Source organism: Streptomyces aurantiacus JA 4570 (genome assembly GCF_000414115.1).
GTDB lineage: Bacteria > Actinomycetota > Actinomycetes > Streptomycetales > Streptomycetaceae > Streptomyces > Streptomyces aurantiacus_A.
Genome location: NZ_AOPZ01000115.1, coordinates 1 through 5,638 on the forward strand (window position 1 = coordinate 1; position 5,638 = coordinate 5,638).

General features: G+C 66.8%; 5 protein-coding genes. 4 read left to right on the forward strand and 1 reads right to left on the reverse strand.

Annotated elements, in window-relative coordinates:
* The coding region (locus tag STRAU_RS13890; RefSeq protein WP_037659267.1) for a DUF3500 domain-containing protein at nucleotides 1–226 on the reverse strand (226 nt) is incomplete at its 3' end.
* A 419-nt stretch (nucleotides 227–645) separates the two neighbouring features.
* On the opposite strand from STRAU_RS13890, the gene STRAU_RS13895 reads away from it, so the two are divergent.
* The 4 genes from STRAU_RS13895 to STRAU_RS13910 all read left to right on the forward strand — a co-directional run bounded on the left by STRAU_RS13895 (nucleotide 646) and on the right by STRAU_RS13910 (nucleotide 5,595).
* A complete protein-coding gene (locus STRAU_RS13895) occupies nucleotides 646–1,608 on the forward strand; it encodes a serine hydrolase domain-containing protein (protein WP_037659273.1) in 963 nt (320 codons plus the stop codon).
* Nucleotides 1,609–1,699: 91 nt separating this feature from the next.
* Complete coding sequence (locus STRAU_RS13900) at nucleotides 1,700–2,731, forward strand: ABC transporter permease (protein ID WP_037659277.1); 1,032 nt, start codon at nucleotides 1,700–1,702, stop codon at nucleotides 2,729–2,731.
* Nucleotides 2,732–2,813: 82 nt separating this feature from the next.
* Nucleotides 2,814–4,589 carry an ABC transporter substrate-binding protein gene (locus tag STRAU_RS13905; protein ID WP_037659280.1) on the forward strand — a complete coding sequence of 592 codons (1,776 nt, stop codon included), beginning with the start codon at nucleotides 2,814–2,816 and terminating at the stop codon, nucleotides 4,587–4,589.
* Nucleotides 4,590–4,596: 7 nt separating this feature from the next.
* Nucleotides 4,597–5,595, forward strand: coding sequence for an ABC transporter permease (locus tag STRAU_RS13910; RefSeq protein WP_016640946.1), 999 nt, complete (start codon nucleotides 4,597–4,599; stop codon nucleotides 5,593–5,595).
* Nucleotides 5,596–5,638 lie beyond the last annotated feature (43 nt).

A 5,638-nucleotide genomic window follows, 5' to 3' on the forward strand; every position in this document is an offset into this window, starting at 1 on the left:
GCAGCGCGTCGACAGCCTCGCGCTGCTCGCCGCCGAGGCCCTCGGTGGGCAGCCCGGGGCGCGGGCCCGGCAGATACGTCCACTCCCGCAGCTCGGGCGCGTCCAGCCGGGCGGGCCCCGCGCGCAGCTCGCGCACCTGCTCCGGCTCCAGCACCGACAGCAACGCGCGCGCGGCCTCCCGCATCTCCGCGGCCGCCGCGTTCCCCTGATCCTGATCCCCGTCCACCGTTCCTCCTCCCTCAGAGCCTGATCCGGCTCCCCCCGCGGGGGCGGTGTCGCTCCCGTCGCTCGAAGACGAGCATGCCCGATTTGGCCGGACGCACAAAACATGCGCGGGATTTCTGGACGAGCACCGCATGCACGCGGTCAGAGCGGGAGAAAGACTACGCCGCAAGCTGCACGCAAGGAGTTTCATACGGCAGTCGCCGCACTCCTTGGCACAAGGCGGAACCAACTAATCGCCGCACGCATCAGTACGGTAAAGGAGACATTATGCGAGGCAGAGCGAGTGCGGTCCTGGCCATGGCGTTCACAGCCTCTCTCGTGACGCCGCCCGCCGCGTCGGTCGCGACACCACGGTGTGACACCAAGCCCATACAGACGGCTTTGAAGGCACTGAATGGAGTCGGCGCCTCAGGGATCAGCGTGACGGTGAAGAGTCCGCGCTGTGGTGTCTGGAACGGCGGTGTCGGCCTCGCCGATATCAGGACGGGCCGAAAGGTCGTCGGCACCGAGCACAGCCGTATTGCCAGCAATACTAAAACCTGGGTGGCGACGGTCGTACTTCAGCTCGTCGGCGAGGGCAAAATCAAGCTCGATGATTCCGTGGATCATTACTTGCCGGGTCTGATCCGCACCGAGCACTACGACGGGCGCAAGATCACGGTCCGGCAGCTCCTGCAGCACACCAGCGGCCTGCCCGACTATCTGGAGGCGCCGTTCTGGGAGGACCTGGAGGCGCACCGCTGGGACCACTTCGAGCCCCTGGAGACGGTCAAGCAGGCGCTGGCCCTGCCCCCGCCCGAAGGCAGGACCCCGGACGGTTTCTACTACTCCAACACCAACTACAACCTCGCCGGAATGATCGTCCATAAGGTCACAGGACGCCCCATCGGCACCGAGATCAAGAAGCGGCTCATCAAGCCTCTCGGACTGCGCGGGACCTTCTGGCCCGGCGACCGCACCTCGCTGCCCAAGCCGGCCCTGCGCGGCTATGTGGTGCAGCGCGGGAAGCTGGTGGACAAGACGGCGTGGAACGTCTCCGCCGCCGACGCGTCGGGGGCGCTGGTCTCCACCGGTGCCGACGCGACCACCTTCTGGACCGCGCTGTGGTCCGGCGATCTCCTCGCCCCGGCCCAGCTGGCCGAGATGAAGAAGACCGTCAAGGACGATCTCGGCGAGGACTACGGCCTGGGCGTCGAGCGCTATGAGCGCACGCCGGGCGTCGTCGCCTGGGGACACAGCGGCTATATGGAGAGCGGCCACAAGTTCAGGAACGCCGTCACCGATGACGGCAAGCGAGCAGTGACCCTGCTGATCGGCTCGGAGAAGTTCAACGAGGCGAAGGTGGACTCCGTCATCGAAAAGCTCATCCGCGACCTCCGCTGAGAGTCCGGAGTCGGTTTCCGCCAAGCCCGCCGGATTTCCTGGTCCCGCTTGACCAGGAACGTGTTGAGCCGGTTGAGAGGGGCCCTTCCACATGACAGCGCCATTGCCCGAAACAACCGTCGAAACAGCCCCCGCCACGGCCGCAGAGACGGCGGAATTCAGCTCGGACGACACCGCACCCGGCACCGCGGACGGCGCAGCCGTTCAGGGACGCTCCCTCGGGCGGATCGCCTGGGAGCGCCTCAAGAACGACAAGCTCGCCCTCGCAGGCGGCATCGTCGTCCTCTTCCTCATCGCCGTGGCCCTGCTCGCCCCCGTGCTCACGGGCCTGGTCGGCCAGGACCCCGAGACCCACCACGAGGACCTGATCAACCCGCTGTTCGGCACCCCGACCGGCGCCCTCGGCGGTATCAGCGGTGACCACCTGCTGGGCGTCGAACCGGTCAACGGCCGCGACATCTTCGCCCGCATCCTCTACGGCGCCCGCATCTCGCTGCTCGTCGGCTTCCTTTCGGCCGTGGTCGCGGTCGTCCTGGGCACCGTCCTCGGCATCCTGGCGGGCTTCTTCGGCGGCTGGGTGGACACGGTCATCAGCCGCGTCATGGACGGACTGCTCGCCTTCCCCCAGCTGCTCTTCATCATCGCGCTGGTCTCCGTCATGCCCAACGACCTGCTGGGGCTGACCGGATCGAGCGTGCGCGTCTTCGTGATGATCCTGGTCATCGGCTTCTTCGGCTGGCCCTACATCGGACGCGTCGTACGCGGCCAGACCCTGTCCCTGCGCGAACGCGAGTACGTCGAGGCGGCCAGGTCACTGGGCGCCGGACGCTTCTACATCCTCTTCAAGGAACTGCTGCCCAATCTCGTCGCGCCGATCATCGTCTACACGACGATGATGATCCCCACCAACATCCTCACGGAAGCGGCGCTCAGCTTCCTGGGCGTGGGCGTCAAACCGCCCACGGCCTCCTGGGGGCAAATGCTCTCGAACGCGATCGACTACTACGACTCGGACCCCCTGTACATGGTCATCCCGGGCGTGGCGATCTTCATCACGGTGCTTGCCTTCAATCTCTTCGGCGACGGCGTGCGCGACGCGCTCGACCCGAAGGGCTCCCGCTGAACCGCCGCGACCAACTGCTGCGATCCCAGCGGCCCGTGGCACCGACACGGTGTTTTTCATCAATTCCGGAGGATCCGAGATGGTGACTACCCCACCCACCGCAGGGCGGCGCAAGCAGGCCATGGCCGCTGCCGCGGTGGTGACCGCGCTGCTGACCACCGCGGCGTGCGGCAGCGGCAACGGCACAAAGGGCGCGGCCGGCTACGACGCCGCGAACAACAAGGTCCTCAACGCCGGCTCCAAGAAGGGCGGCGAGCTGAAGTTCGCCGGTTCCCAGGACGCCGACTCCTGGGACACCACGCGCGGCTACTACGGCTTCGCCTGGAACTTCATGCGTTACTACAGCCGTCAGCTGATGTCCTACAAGACCGAGCCCGGCAAGGCCGGCGCGGAGCTGACACCCGACCTCGCCACCAACGCGGGCAAGATCTCCAACAACGGCAGGACCTACACGTACGAACTGCGCGACGGGATCACCTGGGAGGACGGCAAGCCGATCACCTCCAAGGACATCAAGTACGGCATCGAGCGCCAGTGGGCGCAGGACGTGCTGTCCGGCGGTCCGGTCTACCTCAAGGACGTCCTCGACCCCGAGGGCGAGTACCCGGGCCCCTACAAGGACAAGTCCCCCGACAGGCTGGGTATGAAGGCGATCGAGACGCCCGACGACAAGACGATCGTCTTCAACCTGCCGCGGGCCAACAGCGACTTCGCGCAGATGCTCGCGACGCCTTCGGCCTCCCCGGTGCGCCAGGACAAGGACACCAAGTCCAAATACGCCCTCAAGCCATTCTCGAGCGGCCCGTACAAGTTCGCGTCGTACGCGCCCGGCAAGAGCCTGAAGCTGGTCCGCAACACGCAGTGGAAGGCCGCCTCCGACCCGATCCGCAAGGCGTACCCGGACACCATCAGCGCCAAGTTCTTCGCGAACGCCAACGACATGGACCAGCGCCTGATCAACGGCGACTTCCACCTGGACCTCAACCAGACCGGTCCGTCGCCGCAGGGCCGCACCACCGCCCTGAAGCAGCACAAGGGCAACCTCGACAACCCGCTCACCAGCTACATCCGTTACGCGGTCTTCCCGCGGAGCGTGCCGCCGTTCGACAACATCCACTGCCGGAAGGCCGTGATCCACGGCGCCGACCACGTCTCGTTGCAGAACGCGCGCGGTGGCCCGCTCGCCGGCGGTGACATCGCCACCAACATGCTCCCGCCGTCCGTGCCGGGCGCCGAGGGGCAGAAGTACGACCCGTACAGGATCGCCGGGGAAGGCAAGAAGGGCGACGTCGAGAAGGCCAAGGAAGAGCTGCGGGCCTGCGGCCGTCCGAACGGCTTCAGCACCACCATCGCGGTCCGCAACAACAAGCCGGTCGAGGTCGCCACCGCCGAGTCCCTCCAGGCATCGCTGAAGAAGATCGGCGTCCGGGCCGAGATCGACCAGTACGACGGCGCGCAGACCGCCGGCATCGTCGGCAGCCCCGCCAACGTCAAGAAGAAGAAGTACGGCATCGTCATCGACGGCTGGGCCCCGGACTTCGGCACGGTCCAGGGCTTCGGTCTGCCGCTGTGGAGCAGCAAGTACATCCTGCAGAGCGGCAACAACAACTTCGCCCTGATCAAGGACAAGACGATCGACGGGCTCTTCGACTCCTACGTCAAGGAGCTCGACGAGGGCGAGCAGGCCACGATCGCCAAGGAGATCAACCACAAGGTGATGGAGGGCGCGTACTACCTGCCCTTCACCTTCGAGAAGTTCCTCAACTGGCGCTCCCCGGACCTGACGAACGCGCACACCACTGACGGCTACAGCGGTATGTACGATTTCGTCAGCCTCGGCCTGAAGAACGCGAAGTAGCGGAGCCATGCTCGCTTACCTCGTCAGGCGGCTGTTCGCCGCCGCGGTGATGCTGGTGGTCATCATCATGGTGGTCTTCTGCATCTTCTTCCTCGTCCCCAAGTGGGCGGGCGTCGACATCGCCGCCGGCTTCGTGGGCAAACAGGCCGACCCGGGCGCGGTCGCGGCGGTGCGGGAGAAGCTCGGCCTGAGCGACCCGATATACGTCCAGGTCTGGGAGTTCTTCAAGGGCGTCTTCGCGGGCCGCACCTACGCGGCCGGCGGTGAGGTCACCCACTGCGCCGCGCCGTGCTTCGGCTACTCCTTCCGCAGCGAACAGGCCGTCTGGCCGGTGCTCACCGACCGTTTGCCGGTGACCCTGGGGCTCGCGCTCGGTGCCGCCGTGCTGTGGGTCGTCGTCGGCGTCGCGGCGGGTGTGCTCTCCGCGCTCAAGCGGGGCAGCCTGTGGGACCGCGGCGCGATGGTCGTCGCCCTCGCGGGTGTCTCCCTGCCGATCTACTTCACCGGCCTGCTCTCCCTGGCGGTCTTCGCCTTCGGCCTGAAGTGGCTCGACGCGCAGTACGTGCCGCTGGACGAGAGCGTCACCGGCTGGCTCGGCGGCATGATCCTGCCCTGGATCACCCTCGCCTTCCTCTACGCGGCGATGTACGCCCGGATCACCCGGGCCACCATGCTGGAGGTGCTCGGCGAGGACTACATCCGCACGGCCCGCGCCAAGGGCCTGCGCGAGCACACCGTCGTCGGCAAGCACGCCATGCGCTCCACCATGACGCCGCTCCTCACCATGCTGGGCATGGACCTAGGCGCGCTCATCGGCGGCGCCATCCTGACCGAGTCGACGTTCAATCTGCCGGGCCTGGGCCGGGCGGTGCTGGACGCCACCAGGAACCAGGACCTGCCGATCGTCCTGGGCGTCACCCTGATCACTTCGCTCGCGGTGCTCCTCGCCAACCTCGTGGTGGACGTCCTGTACGCCGTGATCGACCCCCGAGTGAGGCTCGCATGACGGCACGTAAAGCCTTCCTGGACGTGCGCGATCTGAAGGTGCA